Origin of the sequence: Flavobacterium sp. 140616W15 (genome assembly GCF_003668995.1) — a bacterium.
Taxonomy (GTDB): domain Bacteria; phylum Bacteroidota; class Bacteroidia; order Flavobacteriales; family Flavobacteriaceae; genus Flavobacterium.
In genome coordinates this window covers 4,211,992-4,228,907 of the sequence record NZ_CP033068.1, presented here as the reverse complement: position 1 = coordinate 4,228,907, position 16,916 = coordinate 4,211,992, and the positions used below count along the sequence as shown (strand labels likewise).

Here is a 16,916-nt window from a genome sequence, read left to right as displayed (position 1 = left end):
CGATACGTGTTTAAATGTATCGGGATTTGTTTTTTATAATCTGTGATAGAAAATTAACCGTAAAGTTCATAATACTTACAACTACTAAAACTGTAAACTGAGATTGCAAAACTGAAACTAAATTACGGTGCCGGATCTGGAATTACAGCGTGAACCGCATTGATATCGGCAATAACTTCGTCTGATAACGTAATATTAATAGAATCTATATTTTCTTTTAATTGTTCCATTGTAGTTGCTCCGATAATAGTACTAGTCACAAATGGTTGCTGATTAACAAAAGCCAACGACATTTGTGCAAAATTTAAACCATGTTTATTAGCAATTTCCTGATACATACGCGCAGCTTTAGTGCTTTGCTCGCTGCTATATCTTGTATATTGTGGGAACAAATTAAGTCTAGAGTTTGGATGTTTTTCTCCAGATAAAAATTTACCTGATAGTACCCCAAAAGCCATTGGTGAATATGCCAATAAACCAACATTTTCACGCATACAAACCTCAACTGAAGCATTTTCAAAAAGGCGGTTTAGTAGAGAATACGGATTCTGAATTGTTTTAATACGAGGCAAATTATTGTATTTGTTTTCTTCTAAAAAGCGCATAATTCCCCAAGGGTTTTCATTAGAAAGTCCTACATGTTTAATTTTCCCTTCTTTGATGAAACCCTCCATTGTTTGTAAAACTTCGTGAATATTATCTTCCCAAGCATCATCTTGGATTTTAAGCCCGCGTTGTCCAAAACAATTTGTTTTACGCTCTGGCCAATGCAGCTGATATATATCTACATAATCTGTTTGTAATCTTTGCAAACTATTATCTAAAGCATATTTTAAACTTGCTGGTGAAAAATCTATTTTCTCACGCATATAACCAAAGTTATCATTTGGTCCAGCAATTTTAGTTGCTAAAACAACATCTTCTCTTTTTCCTGATTTTTTAAACCAGGTTCCTATAATTTTCTCTGTACTTCCGTAAGTTTCCTTGCTTGCAGGAATAGAATACATCTCGGCAGTATCAAAAAAATTAACGCCTCGTTCAAGTGCATAATCCATTTGAGCATGTCCTTCGGCTTCGGTGTTTTGTTGACCAAAAGTCATCGTACCAAGGTTTATTTTACTTACTTTAATATCTGTATTGGGAATTGTAGTGTATTTCATTTTTCTTTAGTTTCTATGGTGTTGCATTGCTAAGATTGTAGCTTTTACGAATAAGGCTCAAAGGTACAAAGCAAAATTTCAAAAGAAAAAAGTTCAAAGTTAAAAAACTCTAAACCTTTTTATGTTATAGATTTGCTCGGAAGAAAGCTTATTTTACTTCTTGCCACTCCCGATAGCTATCGGGATAAAAGATTAAATGGTTTTTCAAAGCTGTTTAAACTTTATTCTAATTACTGTAAACTTGTCATTTCGACGCAGGAGAAATCTTAGCTAGTAGCTCGACAAAGATTATGGAATTTCTTGCGGAGATTTCTCCTGCGTCGAAATGACAATATTGGGCAAAACTTTGTGAACCTTGCGTAACTCTTTGCGCTCTTTGCGGTTAATTTTATCGCAATTAATTAAAAACATCTTATAGGAAAGGCCATAAACAAAAAGGTCCAGAGTATAAACTCTGAACCTTTGTCTCTTTGCACCTTAGAACCTCCGTCCCTTAGTTTAATTAATGCTATTCAACATATCTGCAATTTCATCTAATCTTGGCGTTAAGATGATTTCGATTCTACGGTTTTTAGCTTTTCCTTCAGGAGTTGCATTGCTTACCAATGGAGAGAATTCTCCACGACCTGCTGCCGTTAATTTTTGTTTGTTGATTTTACTGTTTTCACTCAAAATAGCTACAATTGCAGTCGCTCTTTTTGTTGATAGATCCCAGTTATTTGTAATTACTCCTGAACCTATATATGGATCATCATCAGTATGTCCTTCTATAAGTACCGAAAGATCTGGATTATCTCCTAATACTTTTCCAAGTTCCACAACCGCTTTTTTACCTTCGCTACCTACTGACCAACTTCCTGAATTGAAAAGTAATTTATTTTCCATAGAAACATATACCTTCCCGTTCTTTTGCTCTACAGTTAATCCTTTACCTTCAAAACCATTTAATGCCTTCGAAAGCGTTTCTTTTAACTTTTTCATAGCAGCTTCTTTAGCAGCTATCATAGCTTCAAGTTCGTCTAATCGTTTTGCTGTTTTATCTAAACGTGCTTGTTCTGCTGCCAATGCTTTTCCTTTGGCTTCAAGTTGCTCTAGCAACTCACGATTCTTGTTCATATTGTTTTTTAAGGCTTCGTCACTATTTTTCTCTAGTGCATTATAGGAGTCTTGTAAAACTTTTAATTTGTTTTGTGCAGCAGCATAATCCGCTTTTTGTTTTTCTAATTCTGCTTTGGTAGCACTAAGGCTTTTATTTAATCCGTCACGATCTAACTCTAATTGATTTTTTGCTTTAAGCAATTCCGCGTTTTCATCAGAGATTGAACGGTTTTCTTTTTTTAAATCGGCAAATTTAGTTTCTAAATCATTGTATATTTTTTTGGATACACACGATGTTGTAAGCGCTAATATCAATAATCCGATGGAGACTTTTTTAATCATTTTTATTGTGGTGTTTATTATTTGAGATATTATTATTCTTGTTATTACTGGCATTAGCCCTGATTGAAGCGGAAATCCTTTATGTTTTTGTCTTTTAAAAACATAAAGATTATAGTGCAAAGCAGGAAATAGCTCCTAAGTAAATTTTACTCAAGACCGCAATATAAGCCTAAAACCTGTGTATAACTAACAATAATGATACCATTAATCTTCAATTTCGACTAAAACTGGGCAATGATCTGAATGTACTGCATCTGGTAATATAACAGCGCGTTTTAGTTTGTCCTGCAAAGTGTCGCTAACTAAATTATAATCAATTCTCCATCCTTTGTTATTTCCTCTTGCTCCAGCTCGGTAACTCCACCAAGAATAATTGTGTGGTTCTTTATTAAAATGGCGGAAACTATCTATAAATCCAGTTTTCATGAATCCGTCTAACCAAGCGCGTTCGGCTGGTAAAAATCCTGAAACGGTTTTATTACGTACTGGATCATGAATATCTATTGCTTCGTGACAAATATTATAGTCTCCGCAAATGATAAGATTAGGTATTGTTTTTCGAAGCTCATTGATATAAGTCTGGAAGTCATCCATGAACATAAATTTATGATCCAATCGCTGAATATTTGTTCCCGATGGAAGATATAAACTCATTACCGAACAGCTATCAAAATCTACTCGAAGGTTTCTTCCCTCAAAATCCATGTGTTGAATTCCAGTTCCGTATACTACGTTATTCGGTTTTATTTTTGAAAGAATCGCTACACCGCTATATCCCTTTTTTGTAGCTGGATAATAATACTGATATGGGTAACCTGCTTTGGTAATATCCTCTACAGGAATTTGATCTTCTGTGGCTTTAATCTCCTGAAGACAAATAACATCCGGGTTTGCTTGTTGCAACCAATCGATAAATCCTTTTGAAATTGCAGCACGAATTCCGTTTACGTTATAAGAAATAATTTTCATTACAATTTTGTTTTATGTATTTCAAATGTAATAAAAAAGCGGAAAGTTTGGATAAGAAATAAGGAAAAGTAGAGTTTTTTGTTATCTTTGTTTCCTGCTCTAAAAAACAAATTGTACATGGGTTTAGTTACCGCGAAAGAAGTTGCCAAGGCAATAAATGTTGACAAGTATGGGGTTCTAGGTACTTTCTCTGGCTGGGTCCTTATGAAGGTACTAAAGATATCTACCTTGAATAAGGTTTACGATAGAAACAAACATCTAGAAGATGTTGCTTTCTTGAATGGGGTTTTGGATGATTTACAAATCAAATTCGAGATTCCTGAAGAAGATTTAAAACGATTACCAAAAGATGGTGCTTATATTACTATTTCGAACCATCCGTTAGGTGGTATCGATGGCATTTTATTGCTAAAATTAATGCTTGAAAGAGAGCCTAATTTTAAAATCATTGCCAATTTCCTATTACACCGTATCGTTCCTCTTAAAAAGTATATCATGCCTGTAAATCCTTTTGAAAATCATAAGGATGCTAAATCAAGTGTGGTAGGAATTAAAGAAACATTTCGTCATTTAAGTGATGGAAAACCTTTGGGTATTTTTCCTGCAGGTGAAGTTTCTACTTATAAAGATGGAAAACTAGTCGTGGATAAACCTTGGGAAGAAGGTGCGATTAAATTAATCCGAAAAGCCAAAGTTCCTGTTGTTCCTATTTATTTTCATGCCAAAAACAGTAAATTATTCTATTGGCTATCTAAAATAGATGACACTTTACGTACAGCAAAATTACCTTCGGAATTGCTTACTCAAAAAGATCGTGTAATTAAAGTACGTGTTGGGAAGCCTATTTCGGTTAACGAACAAAACGAAATTCAATCTTTTGAAGAATACTCTGAGTTTTTAAGAAAGAAAACTTATATGTTGGCAAATCCTTTTGAAAAGGAACATAAATTACTAGATACTGCTAACTTAAAAATTCCTAGAAGCCCTAAGGAAATTGTTACTCCAGCAAATGAGAACAAGATAAATGCCGAAGTTGAAGCTTTAAGAAGTACTGATTGCAGATTATTACAAAGTAAAAATTATGAAGTGTTTTTTGCTTCCGCCAAAAACATTCCGAATATATTACATGAAATTGGTCGCTTACGCGAAATTACTTTCCGTGAAGTTGGTGAAGGAACAAATGAGCCTATCGATATTGATAAATATGATCAATATTACCACCATATGTTTTTATGGGATGATGATGCCAAAAAAATATCTGGAGCTTACCGCATGGGACTAGGTTCTGAGATTTACCCTAAATACGGAATGGATGGTTTTTATCTAAATGACCTTTTTAGATTTGAACCTGAACTTCATGATATGATGCATAAGTCTATCGAAATGGGGCGTGCATTTATCATTAAAGAATACCAACAAAAACCAATGCCTCTTTTCTTATTATGGAAAGGAATCATTCATACAACATTACGTTATCCAGAGCACAAATATTTACTGGGTGGTGTAAGTATAAGCAATCAATTCTCTGATTTCTCAAAATCGTTGATGATTGAATTTATGAAATCAAATTATTACGATCCTTATATTGCTCAATACATTCATCCTAAAAAAGCATATAAAGTAAAACTAAAAGATGCTGATAAAGACTTTATTTTTGATGAAGCAGAATCAGATCTTAATAAGTTTGATAAAATCATCGACGAATTAGAACCAGGAAACTTACGTTTGCCTGTTCTAATTAAAAAATACATCAAGCAAAATGCACGAGTTGTAGCTTTTAATGTTGATCCATTATTCAACAATGCTATCGACGGTTTAATGTACATTCGTATTGCCGACATTCCTGAAAGCACTATGAAACCAGTAATCGAAGAATTCCAAATAGAACTAGAAAGAAAGCTAGCTGAGAAAGACGATTAAATCTTAGATATATATAAAAACAAGAATCCCGTTTCATAAAATTTGAAACGGGATTTTTTATGTTTTAAAACCAAATTGATTGATGCAAAATATCATCGAAAGAATTGTTTTTTATGAAAAAAATAATTCTTATAAAATGATAAAGTGCTAGAAAAATACCCAATCTATAAGCTAGCTTTTTATTATATAAAAGCGTAGTGAAATATTCTTTTTTTGTAATTAATTCGGTTATCAATACGATAATAGTCACCCAACAAAAGGCAATCACAAAAGGACCCAAAATATGGTAAGTAATTGACTTATATAAATCTCCCTGATAAAAATAAACTAATGATTTAGTAATTCCGCATCCGGGACAAGGAAAACCTGTGAGCATCTTGAAAGGACAAAATGACTGATCCGTTTCTAAATGATCATTATGATTATTTAACATTAAAAAAAACGGAACTATCAGTGTAATTGCTGCACCGATAATTCCGTAAATTTTACGTTTTGTTCTGATATTATTTGTATAGTCTGTTGATATCACCTTGTACAATCATTGCTGCTGCAATAGGGAAAAACAACCCTAAAAGAATTAATAAAGTCGATTGGTCTTTTTGAAGTTCTCCTGTTTTTTCATAAACCTTAGGTAATGCATCTTTTCCTGCTAGATAATAAAAATAAATATTAACTGGCATACAACATCCTGCAAAAATCGCAACAGGTTGTGATATAACCTCTTTCCCTGAAACAGCATTAAAAACTTCTGCTACTTTTATATTCCAGTAAATTAAATACAATCCACAAGTTAAAATTCCAAAAAGTAATACCATAATTGGATCAACTTTAAATACTGGGATTGGATCATTAAAATTATTTGATGTTTTTTCTAATTCCATTTTTATTTTTGAATTTGTTAATTCCTACTCTTTGGATTTTCGGTTACTCCTAGATTTTTAAAAGAAATATTATTTAGATTAATTCTTTCAAAAAAATCAGCAGCAATATTATTAAAAATTAGCAAACAAAACTAATTATTATTTGAATATTTACAAGAAAAAACTCGTTATTAAATTCAAAAAAAAATCTACTCAAAAACTCACCTAGTCTGTTATTTACAAACAAACAGCTTTAATTTTATCGACAATTACTTGCGCTAAACGCTCGTGGCTCTCAAATGTCCACCCTGCAATATGTGGCGTTAAGATTACTTTTCTTCCGTCTAATAAATATTGAAAAGCTTCTGGTGTATTCTTGTCCTGAAAAAGTGTTTCGAAAGATAATTTTTCATATTCCAAAACATCCAAACCTGCCCCAAGCACCTTCCCAGATTCCATTGCAGCTACTAAATCGGCAGTAACAATATTTTTTCCTCTTGAGGTATTAATGATCCATAGTGGTTTTTTGAACCCATTGATAAATGTTGCATCTACCATTTTATCCGTTTCTGGTGTCCACGGAATGTGCAAACTCAGCACATCTGTTTTTTCTTGAAGTTCTTGTAACGAAACTTGTTTAGCATTTTCATCACCTACATTATCTTGAATATCATAGCATAAAACTTCTACATCAAAACCTCTCAATTTTTTTGCAAATGCTTTACCCATATTTCCGTAACCTATAATTCCTACCGTTTTTCCATCAAGCTCGTGACCACGATTACTTTCTCTGTTCCATTGTCCTGAACGAATTTCACTATCAGCAAGATTTAGTTTATTAAAAAGAGAAAGAATCATCCCCAATGTATGTTCAGCAACTGCATTACGGTTTCCTTCAGGAGCGGCAATAAGTTCAATTCCTTTAGATATGGCATAATCGCAATCTATACTCTCTAGTCCTGCTCCAACTCGTGCTATAAATTTTAAATTTATTGCTTTATCGATAAATTGTTTATCGATTTTAAAACGACTTCTAATTACAATTCCTTGATAATCCTTGATTTTTGCTTCAATTTCTTCTTTGGTAGAAGTAAAATCTGCATAATTTTCAAATCCCGCTTCTTCTAATTGTTCCCAAAGAATTGGATGATTGCTATCGATATGTAAAACTTTAATTGGCATGAAATTAAGACTTAAATTAGATAAACAAAGTAACAAAAAAAATGTGGGTTATATCGGCTCTCGATCAAATTGCCAACACTAAAACTCCTCTAAAAACCAATATTTCCTATTTTATTGGTTATATTTTTTTTAACTTTGAAAATAATGCATTTTCAACCTTATTCCTAAAAATGAAATTAACAAAAACATTTAAGTCCTTTTTTCAAAGTGAAAAATCAGGAGGACTCATCTTACTCTTCGTAACGATTCTTTCTCTTTTTCTAGCCAACTCAATATTTCAAACCGAATATATTGCTTTTTGGGAAACCAATATCGGACATCACTCAATAACACATTGGATCAATGATGGCTTGATGACTATTTTCTTTTTGTTAATAGGATTAGAATTAGAACGCGAAATCTATCAAGGTGAATTAACCAGTATAAAAAATGCATCATTACCCATTTTTGGTGCTTTGGGCGGAATGTTAATTCCTGCTGGAATATTTTTATTGCTAAATTTCGGAACTGCTACCCAAAACGGAGCAGGAATCCCAATGGCTACCGATATTGCTTTTGCAATTGGAATTTTATCTCTTTTAGGGAATAGAGTTCCCTCTTCTCTTAAAGTCTTTCTTACTGCTCTTGCTGTAATCGACGATTTAGGCGCTATTATAGTTATTGCATTATTTTACACTACAAGTATATCCTTTCTATACCTGGCTCTTGCATTTGCTGTTTTAGGAGTGTTATTTATTTTTAACCGAATGAAAATTCACAATCTCTTTATTTATTTGATTGGTGGAGTTATCATGTGGTACTTTATGCTTAACTCTGGAGTTCACGCTACTATAACTGGTGTTTTATTGGCTTTTGTAATTCCGTTTGGAGATGGAGGCAAGAAAACTTCTTCTTATAAACTACAGCACTTTTTACACAAACCAGTTGCCTTTTTTATCTTGCCATTATTTGCATTGGCAAATACTTGTATTGCTATTAGCTCAGACTGGCATGAAGGATTAAGCCACCCCAATGCCTTAGGAATCATTCTAGGTTTGGTAATAGGAAAACCACTAGGAATAGCTCTATTTGCCTTCTTAGGAGTTACATTAGGAATTTGTACACTTCCAAAAGAGCTTAAATGGTCGTATGTTATAGGTGCAGGAATGCTTGGAGGAATTGGATTCACAATGTCTATATTTATAACCTTACTTGCTTTTAATGAACCTGAAGTAATTACTTTTTCTAAAATAGCCATTTTGCTGGCTTCTTTTATGGCTGGATTATTAGGTTTTATATACTTGAAATTTTCTCTCTCAAAAAAGCAAATCAAACATACTTAAAACAAAAAAAGGACTTTCAGTTTAAACCGAAAGTCCTTTTTTTATAAGTATTATTATAAAACTATCCTTTAATTTGTTTTAAAGAAGTTTTAATTCCTTTTATTAGTGATGAACTAAAGCCATTGTGTTCCATTTCGTTCAAGCCAACGATTGTACAGCCTTGTGGCGTAGTAACTCTATCGATTAACTGTTCTGGATGTACTTTTTCTTCTAACAACATTTTGGCAGCTCCTTTTACCGTTTGCGCCGCTATTGCTAATGCTGTTTGAGAATCAAATCCTATTTCGATACCTGCTTGCATCGAAGCACGAATATATCGTAATGCATATGCTGTACCGCAAGCGCCTAAAACAGTTGCCGCATCCATTAATTTTTCGTCAATAATTGGTGCTGTACCTAAATCTTCAAATAAGGATACCACTGCTAATGCTTGTGCTTTATCTTTTTCACTAAATGAAATACATGTAGCTGATTCTCCAAATTGTGCTGCAATATTGGGCATAATCCTAATCACATGATGCTCTTGACCTGTTTTATTTTGAAGCACGTCAATTGCCAACCCACTTACTGCTGAAGCTATTGTTTTATTAGAAATTACAGGTAGAATTTCGGCCAAAACCGTATCAACTTGATATGGCTTTATAGTCAAAATAATAAGATCTGCTTCTTGTATTTTGTGCTTATTATCAGATGAAACCGTAATGTCTAATTCTTGTAAATACAAAATACTAGCTGTATTTCTTCTGGTAATCGTAACTTGATTGTTCTTTGAAAATTTTGCAATTCCTAAGGCTATAGAAACCCCTAGGTTCCCTCCTCCTATTATGTGTACTTTCATTCTGGTTGTAATTTATAGTTTTTTGGTTGTTTTTTGGTTTAATAGTCTGAGTCTTAAAAGCACAAAATATAGTGGTTAATTATATTTATTTTTATGCCTTTTTTCTATAATAATCTACCTTTCAATAATATGGACGCAATCGAAAAATAAATAACTAGTCCTGTTACATCAACTAATGTTGCCACAAATGGCGCCGATGAAGTTGCTGGATCCAGCTTAAGTTTTTTTAACATAAATGGTATCATAGAGCCCGAAAGCGTTCCCCATAATACAATAAATAATAAAGAAAAAGAAACAGTAAGTGCAACAAAAAACCAATGGATTCCGTATTCATACAATCCTGTTTTTTGCCATATCATAATTCTTACAAAGCCTACTATTCCTAATATAGAACCCAATAAAAATCCTGACGCAATTTCTTTTTTCATTACATACCACCAATCTTTTAGTGTTAATTCTTTTAACGCCATGGCACGAATAATAAGTGTTGCAGCTTGTGAACCCGAATTACCTCCACTAGAAATAATCAACGGAACAAATAATGCCAAAACTACAGCTTTCTCTATTTCTCCTTCAAAAAAGCCCATTGCAGATGCAGTAAACATTTCTCCAATAAACAAAACCACTAGCCAGGTAGCTCTTTTCTTGACCATTTCAAAAAGAGTAGTTTCAACATACGGTAATTCAAGCGCCTCTAAACCCCCAAATTTCTGAATGTCTTCAGTATCTCTTTTTTCTATTTCATCTCTTATGACATCAATAACATCATCAATCGTAATGCGACCTACCAAGCGTCCCAATTCATCTACCACAGGAATTGCCTCTAAGTCGTATTTTTCCATGATACGCCCTACTTCAACATCAGGAGTTTCTACATCTACATAATGTAATTTTTTAATATAGACTTCACTAACCGGAGTTCTTGTAGAAGTAGTTAATAGATCTTTAAGCGACAAACGTCCTTTTAATCTATCTTCATCATCAACCACATAAATAGAATGTACTCTTGAAATATTCTCTGCCTGAATTCGCATTTCTTTTACACAAGTAAGTACATTCCAATTTTCATTGACCTTTACCAACTCTTTATGCATGATTCCTCCTGCAGTATTCTCAGCATAACGTAATAAATCGACAATACCCTTGGCATGCTCTACGTCCTGAAGCTCAGATATTACTTCGGCTTTTCTATCTTTCGATAATTCACCAATAATATCGGCAGCATCATTTGTTTCTAATTCGTCTAGCTCCTCGGCAATCTCTTTTGGCGATAGTCTGCTTAATATATTCTCACGCAAATCATCCTCTAACTCTAGAAGAATCTCGGCGGTTTTTTCGCTATCTAATACTTTAAATATATACGTTGCTTTATCAAAATCCAATTCATCCAGGATTTCGGCAATATCAGCATGGTGAATATCATTCAATAAAACTTCCAATTGCTTGTCGTTTTTACTTTGAATGAGATTTTCTAATTCTTGTATTAGACCTTTGCTGATTTTAAACTCCATCGGCTTCTATTTTCTGAGTTAATGCTATAAATTCTGCCACGTCTAGTTGTTCCGGACGCAAATCAAAGATAGTGTCTTCTCTTAACTTGTCTGATAAATTTAATGTTTTCAAACTGTTACGTAACGTTTTTCTACGTTGTTGAAAAGCTGTTTTCACAACTGTAAAGAATAACTTTTCGCCACAAGGCAAACTGTAATCTTCTTTTCGGGTCATTTTCATAACACCCGATTTTACTTTGGGAGGCGGAATAAATACATTTTCATCTACTGTAAACAAGTACTCAGTGTCATAAAAAGCCTGTGCTAAAACCGAAAGTATACCATAAGCTTTTGATCCTTTCTTTTCACAAATACGTTGTGCTACCTCTTTTTGGAACATACCCGAAAACTCAGGAATCTGATCACGATATTCTAATGTTTTAAAGACAATCTGAGTAGAAATATTGTATGGAAAATTACCAATTATAGCAAATTGTTTCTTTTCGAAAACTTCATTTATATCATATTTCAAAAAATCTTTTGAAATAATTTTATCTTTTAATTTTGGATAATTCTCATCCAGATAAGTTACCGATTCAGTATCGATTTCGATAACATAGGTATTGATTGGTTTTTCTAACAAATATTTTGTTAGCACACCCATTCCTGGTCCAATTTCCAGAACCTCGTCATATCCTTTTAAACTCAACGTATCTGCGATTGCCTTAGCAATGCTTTCATCCTTTAGGAAATGTTGTCCGAGATGTTTTTTGGCTTTTACTTTTTCCATTTTATTTAAATCATCAGATTGTTAGATTATTAGACTTTTCGAAATATCGAACCATCTGATATCAAATAATCAATTTCTTATTTATTAATTTATCGAAGTTGCTGAATGTCTTTGATAACCAAGAAAGTTAACTGCCGCTTCACCAACCATAAGTATTGGTACATAATCTTTATTAACTAAAGAAACACCCCAAAGGCATTTTAATTCCTCAATTTTTGACGTCTCCCTTTGGTTTTATAACAATCAAAAAATTATCTTTATTTTTATCCTGTTTGTTCTTAACGGGAAACTTGCTCACACGTTCCATCAAACAAAAAAACTATATAGTCTTCCAGTTTTAGACAACTTAAAGAAATCTTCTTGTTGCTGTTTGTTGCTCTGTTCTTTTGTTTGAAATCTAATTTCCATTTTTTTTAGATTGTTAGACTTTTCAAAATCAAATAAATCTATTAATGATCTGAGATAAACTCTAATTCTGTTCTAAAAGAAAGCATCTTATCAGCAAATAATCGCAATGCTTCCTGACTAAAAGCTGGCTCGTCTTCTAGGTAATACTTCTCTAACGTTTCCTTGCTATCGGTTACATATTGAACAGAGTAAGTAATTCCTCCCATCTCTTCATCTACTAAAACTTTTACAATTCGTGCTGATGAAAATTTTCCTGTTGCTAAAATTTCAGGAATATGTTTTTGTTGCATCCAATTTAACCATTGGTCATGCACACTTTCATGTATGTTTGTGGTAATGTTGTAAATAATCATTCTTTTTGATTTTTAGATTATTAGATCCCTTAGATTATCAGACTTTTAAAATCCAACAATCTCACAATCCAATAATCTGCTTTATAAATTAGTATCGCCTCTTAATTCCCTATATCTCTTTCTGGCATCTACAAAATAAATACTGTCCTGATGATTAAAAATTATTTTCTCGTATAAGGCTTTTGCCTTTTCGGAATCCTGTAATTTCTTATTGTAAATCTCTGCCGAAAAGAACAAAGCTTCATCAATATAGATTCCGTCACTGTGCTGATCGATAATCAATTGATATTGACTTATAGCCGAATTATAATCGCCTAAATCCTCGTAAATTTGTCCTAATCGCAGCAAAGTTACGGCTTCTATTTCTTGTCCTTTAAAAGTTTTTAATATATTTTGAAATTGTACTATTGCATCTTGGTTTCTATTTTGAAATATAAGGTAGTCTGCCTTAGCAAATTGTTTCAAAGCAGTTTGTGTAGAATCGGCAACAGTATTATCGTTTATCAATAAAAAATACTCCAAAGCATCATTTGCAATCAACTGTGTACTAGCCGATTTAAGTTCTTTAAACTGTTTTAAAGCCCAAACAAAATCGGTTTTAAAATAGCTTGTTTTGGCAGCTTTTAGACTTGCTTCGTGTGCCATAACATCATTTTTCAAGTCCAATTCTATTTGTGAGTAATACAATAACGCCTGATTAAATTTTTCTTCATAAAGCAAAATATCAGCTAATTCCATTTTAGCTTGTGCCCGTTGATAGTCATTAAGCTGCAATTCGAGTGCTTTTTTCACAATCGACTTAGCCTCTTCAGATTTTTTTAAATCAAAAGCTAAAAAATGAGCTTGAATTAATTGTAAAGATAAAGTAAAAGGACTTATACCATAAGTTGTTAACAGTCCTTGAAGCCCTGTTTGAATTACTGGATATTCTTTTTCAGTAGCCTTATCGATTTTTATTTTATACAAATAGGTATTTGCCTGCACTAGCAAATCTAAGTCTTTTGTGTTCTCTAAAACGAAAGCTAAAATCTCTTGAGCGGCTTCTGGATCATCATCATCAATAGCAAATTGTGCCAAATTTACAATACTCGAAAGCGATTCAGGATCACGCTTATAAATGGCTTTTTCCTGAATAAAAGCTTTTCCAAATTCTTTTTGTTGCACATAAAACCAACTCAAATAGTGATTCCAAAAAACATCTTGTTCTTTTTGAGTCCTTAAAATAAGGGATTTTCGCAATGCATCATTAAATGTTGTATCGGCTTCGTCAGCCATAAATCTTGATAACTGACTCTGAATAAGTGGTGTGTTCTGCTGATTGGTATAAGACTCTGTCAACAATGTTTCAATCATCATATCCGTCTTACCCATTTGTCCGTACAACAAACCGATCTGAAAATTAAAATTAAAACTAGGTTGAATTTTAGTTGCCTGCTGATATGCTTTTAGAGCATATTCCAGCAATACTTTTTTCTCAAAAGAATTGGCTATTCCAAACACTTCGTTAGGATTGGTCAAAATTTTATCTAAAGCCTGATCGTAGTATGTTTTGGCTTTAGTATCATTTTTTTGCAACTGAAAATTATATCCCAATTCTATTAAAATAGTACCTTGTTTGTACTTATTAAAACGGTTTTGGATAATTTTATCAGCTACATCAAACTGCTGTAATTGCTGATAACAGTCAATTGCTCTATAAAAATATTGTGTATTCGAAGGATTATTATCCAACAACTCCTGATAACTGATTTTTGCTTTTTCAAAATCACCTTTATCATAATAATACTGCGCTAATTGCTCATTTTGAGCTAACGCAAAAGTAGACCACAACAAAACGATATAGATAAAAATATTTTTCATATTCAGTTTTTAAGTTGTAGTCTTGGTAAGCAGTCGCAGCTCTGAAAACTGCGACTGAAAACCAAATACTAATTAATCTATAATATCAAACCCACAGTATGGACGTAATACTTCTGGAATTACGATTCCTTCTGGTGTTTGGTAGTTTTCAAGAATTCCAGCAAGAACTCTTGGTAATGCCAATGAACTTCCGTTTAATGTATGAGCCAATTGATTCTTACCGTCTTTATCTTTAAAACGTAATTTTAAACGATTTGCCTGAAAAGTTTCAAAATTAGATACTGAACTAATTTCTAACCAACGATCTTGCGCTGTAGAAAAAACCTCAAAATCATATGTTAATGCAGCGGTAAAACCCATATCACCTCCACACAAACGTAAAATTCGATATGGTAATTTTAATTCCTGTAGAATGTTTTTCACATGCTCAACCATTCCGTCAAGCGCTGCATATGAATTATCTGGATGCTCAACGCGTACAATTTCGACTTTGTCAAATTGGTGCAAGCGGTTTAATCCACGTACATGTGCTCCATAAGAACCTGCTTCACGACGGAAACAAGGTGTATAGGCAGTATGCAAAACTGGTAATTCACTTTCGCTTAAAATAACATCACGAAACAAATTCGTTACAGGAACTTCTGCAGTTGGGATTAAATATAAATCATCAATAGTCGAATGATACATTTGCCCTTCTTTGTCTGGCAATTGACCTGTTCCATAACCTGAAGCTTCATTTACCAAATGTGGTACTTGCACTTCATTATATCCTGCAGCAGTGTTTTTATCTAAAAAATAATTGATCAAAGCACGTTGTAATCTGGCGCCTTTTCCTTTATAAACAGGAAATCCTGCTCCAGCAATTTTTACACCTAACTCAAAATCGATAATATCATATTTCTTTACCAAATCCCAATGTGGTTGTGCACCTTCATGCAACACTGGAATTTCACCTTCTTCGAAAACATTTAAATTCTCTTCTGGAGTTTTTCCTGCAGGAACAATATCAGCTGGAAGATTTGGTAAAGCATATAGCTTATTCGTCAAATCTTGCGTCAAAACATCTGCTTTATCAGCTAACTCTTTACTTTTCTCTTTTAATACAACAGTTTTCTCTTTTAAGATAGCGGCTTTAGATTTTTCACCTGCTTTCATCAATTCGCCAATATCTTTGGATAATTTATTAGATTCAGACAAAATGTTATCCAACTCAACTTGAGTTGCACGACGTTTTTCGTCTAGTTGCACCACTTCTTCAACAGCACTTTTGGCATCGATATTTCGTTTTGCCAAAGCTGTAATTACTTTTTCCTGATTCTCTCTAATAAATGCGATTTGTAACATAGCTTAAATTTTGTAACTATTGTATTTTTATATATTAAGGAAGCAAATTTAAGGAAATGTTTGCTAAGAATCGGACAAAGTTTGTCACTAAACATAATTTCTTACCTCTAAAAGGGAATTATTATATAAAGTTATCACACTAAGTTGCACAAAGACTCACAAAAGTTTAATTAAATAGAGAAACAATACTTTGTCGTCCTGAGCCGAGTCGAAGGATCACATAGTTCAGCCCAATATAATTCTGATCACTTAACAGCATCATTGTCTTCAAATCTCTCTTTCTTCTTTCTCACTTCTCACAAACTTCATTTCACACAAACCCTAACCTTTGAGCCTTTGCCTCTCTGAACCTTCCTTATGCTCTCTTAATCTCATGTCCCACAAATTCCTCCAAAGTAGCAAACATATCATCTACCGAAAGGACTTCTAAATCTGGGTGAGATTTTAAAAAATTGGCATTCAACGTAACGAGATTTTCCTCTATTTCATAAAAAGTATCATTGTTAAGCAAATCCCTTATTGGGTTTACACCATCTAGTTTACCTTTCAAGAATTTACTGAGTTTTACACTACTCATTAATTTTACTTTCTTGCTTTGTTGTTGGAATAATTCCAAATGTTTCTCAGCGCCAAGTAGTGCCAAACCTTCTTCTATTAATTCATTTAATTCTGCATTCCAGCTTGAATTATATACAAATTGAGCAAAATTCCCTTCTGTGTATTGTGAAGTATAATAATCTAAATAATAACTCATTAAAGCATCTTCATGAATCAGGTCATCATCAACTTTTTCTTCGCGCATTAAATTAATTACCGAAATATTTGAGTGAATCACATCTTGAAGATTTTCACTATTCATTGCCGTTTCAGAAATTATTATTCTCCCAAATTCCATGTCCTTTATGTTTAATAAGTTTGGTACAAATTTCGGGTAAAAATTGGAAAAAAGAAATGCTTTTTATTTTAATCACAAATTGCAT

Annotated in this window: 15 protein-coding genes; 2 read left to right on the top strand and 13 right to left on the bottom strand. The window is 33.0% G+C overall.

From position 1 onward, the window contains the following. Nucleotides 1-122 precede the first annotated feature (122 nt). From EAG11_RS18510 to EAG11_RS18500, 3 genes are all read right to left on the bottom strand, one after another. Nucleotides 123-1,160, bottom strand: coding sequence for an NADP(H)-dependent aldo-keto reductase (locus tag EAG11_RS18510; protein ID WP_129540476.1), 1,038 nt, complete (start codon nt 1,158-1,160; stop codon nt 123-125). A 498-nt stretch (nt 1,161-1,658) separates the two neighbouring features. Further along, nucleotides 1,659-2,600, bottom strand: a complete 942-nt coding sequence (locus EAG11_RS18505; RefSeq protein WP_129540475.1) for an OmpA family protein — start codon at nt 2,598-2,600, stop codon at nt 1,659-1,661. A 204-nt stretch (nt 2,601-2,804) separates the two neighbouring features. After that, the gene (locus EAG11_RS18500; protein ID WP_129540474.1) at nt 2,805-3,569 is read right to left on the bottom strand and encodes an exodeoxyribonuclease III; all 765 of its coding nucleotides are present in this window, start codon (nt 3,567-3,569) and stop codon (nt 2,805-2,807) included. A gap of 117 nt (nt 3,570-3,686) precedes the next feature. Between EAG11_RS18500 and EAG11_RS18495 the strand changes: the two genes are divergently transcribed. After that, nucleotides 3,687-5,489, top strand: a complete 1,803-nt coding sequence (locus tag EAG11_RS18495; protein WP_129540473.1) for a lysophospholipid acyltransferase family protein — start codon at nt 3,687-3,689, stop codon at nt 5,487-5,489. Nucleotides 5,490-5,553: 64 nt separating this feature from the next. Here the strand turns inward: EAG11_RS18495 and EAG11_RS18490 are convergent, their stop codons facing one another. From EAG11_RS18490 to EAG11_RS18480, 3 genes are all read right to left on the bottom strand, one after another. Next, on the bottom strand, nt 5,554-5,865 hold the full coding sequence (locus EAG11_RS18490; protein WP_230728929.1) for a DUF2752 domain-containing protein: 312 nt from the start codon (nt 5,863-5,865) through the stop codon (nt 5,554-5,556). Nucleotides 5,866-5,992: 127 nt separating this feature from the next. Next, nucleotides 5,993-6,370 carry a DUF4234 domain-containing protein gene (locus EAG11_RS18485; RefSeq protein WP_129540471.1) on the bottom strand — a complete coding sequence of 126 codons (378 nt, stop codon included), beginning with the start codon at nt 6,368-6,370 and terminating at the stop codon, nt 5,993-5,995. 216 nt (nt 6,371-6,586) lie between these two features. Further along, entirely contained in the window at nt 6,587-7,531 is a 945-nt protein-coding gene (locus EAG11_RS18480) for a 2-hydroxyacid dehydrogenase (protein ID WP_129540470.1), read from the bottom strand. Between the two features lie 170 nt (nt 7,532-7,701). Between EAG11_RS18480 and nhaA the strand changes: the two genes are divergently transcribed. After that, nucleotides 7,702-8,853, top strand: coding sequence for a Na+/H+ antiporter NhaA (gene nhaA / locus EAG11_RS18475; RefSeq protein ID WP_129540469.1), 1,152 nt, complete (start codon nt 7,702-7,704; stop codon nt 8,851-8,853). Nucleotides 8,854-8,914: 61 nt separating this feature from the next. Here nhaA and proC read toward each other — a convergent pair whose 3' ends face one another. From proC to EAG11_RS18440, 7 genes are all read right to left on the bottom strand, one after another. Beyond that, on the bottom strand, nt 8,915-9,691 hold the full coding sequence (gene proC / locus EAG11_RS18470; protein ID WP_129540468.1) for a pyrroline-5-carboxylate reductase: 777 nt from the start codon (nt 9,689-9,691) through the stop codon (nt 8,915-8,917). 104 nt (nt 9,692-9,795) lie between these two features. After that, nucleotides 9,796-11,202 carry a magnesium transporter gene (gene mgtE, locus EAG11_RS18465; RefSeq protein WP_129540467.1) on the bottom strand — a complete coding sequence of 469 codons (1,407 nt, stop codon included), beginning with the start codon at nt 11,200-11,202 and terminating at the stop codon, nt 9,796-9,798. Next, a complete protein-coding gene (gene rsmA / locus EAG11_RS18460) occupies nt 11,192-11,971 on the bottom strand; it encodes a 16S rRNA (adenine(1518)-N(6)/adenine(1519)-N(6))-dimethyltransferase RsmA (RefSeq protein ID WP_129540466.1) in 780 nt (259 codons plus the stop codon). Before rsmA ends, mgtE begins: the two co-directional genes overlap by 11 nt. Before the next feature lie 449 nt (nt 11,972-12,420). Continuing rightward, nucleotides 12,421-12,732, bottom strand: a complete 312-nt coding sequence (locus tag EAG11_RS18455; RefSeq protein WP_035623518.1) for a DUF4286 family protein — start codon at nt 12,730-12,732, stop codon at nt 12,421-12,423. Nucleotides 12,733-12,813: 81 nt separating this feature from the next. Beyond that, a complete protein-coding gene (locus EAG11_RS18450; protein WP_129540465.1) occupies nt 12,814-14,592 on the bottom strand; it encodes a tetratricopeptide repeat protein in 1,779 nt (592 codons plus the stop codon). A gap of 72 nt (nt 14,593-14,664) precedes the next feature. Beyond that, complete coding sequence (serS, locus tag EAG11_RS18445) at nt 14,665-15,936, bottom strand: serine--tRNA ligase (protein ID WP_129540464.1); 1,272 nt, start codon at nt 15,934-15,936, stop codon at nt 14,665-14,667. A 355-nt stretch (nt 15,937-16,291) separates the two neighbouring features. Beyond that, nucleotides 16,292-16,831 carry a DUF4375 domain-containing protein gene (locus EAG11_RS18440; RefSeq protein ID WP_129540463.1) on the bottom strand — a complete coding sequence of 180 codons (540 nt, stop codon included), beginning with the start codon at nt 16,829-16,831 and terminating at the stop codon, nt 16,292-16,294. Between the last annotated feature and the right edge of the window lie 85 nt (nt 16,832-16,916).